We start from the raw sequence: 452 nt of genomic DNA, 5'->3' as shown, positions 1-452 counted from the left end.
CGTACCGCTCGTACGCGTCGGTCAGTTCCTCGATGGCCGGCATGAGTGCCTCGGGAACGTACTGTCCGCCGTAGTCGCCGAATTTGCCGTCTGCGCTCATTGTGTGAGTGTCTCCGTGCTCTGTCGCACGTCGCCGTCCATGATGGCGGTCCCGACGAGGAGGGCGTCGGCACCGGCCTCGCGCATCCGCCGCGCGTCGTCGACCGTCTGCACGCCGCTTTCGGCCACGAGAAGCACGTCCTCGGGCGCTTCGGGCGCGAGTTCCTCGAACGTGCCGAGGTCGACTTCCAGCTTCCCGAGGTCGCGGTTGTTGATGCCGACGATGTCGGCACCGGCCGCGAGCGCCGCCGTGAGTTCCTCGCGCGTATGGACCTCCACGAGCGGCTGGAAGCCGCGGTCGCGGGCCGCCTCGACGAGGGCCGGGAGGTCCTCGCCGACGAACCGCGCGATGA

Annotated in this window: 1 pseudogene; it reads right to left on the bottom strand. The window is 69.2% G+C overall.

Annotated elements, in window-relative coordinates:
- Positions 1-96 precede the first annotated feature (96 nt).
- Positions 97-452, bottom strand: a pseudogene (trpC, locus tag DVK00_RS20945) (indole-3-glycerol phosphate synthase); the annotation flags it as partial.

It is taken from the genome of Haloarcula sp. Atlit-47R (genome assembly GCF_003665985.1).
GTDB classification, from domain to species: Archaea; Halobacteriota; Halobacteria; order Halobacteriales; family Haloarculaceae; genus Haloarcula; species Haloarcula taiwanensis.
This window is presented reverse-complemented; position numbering and strand designations above follow the sequence as displayed.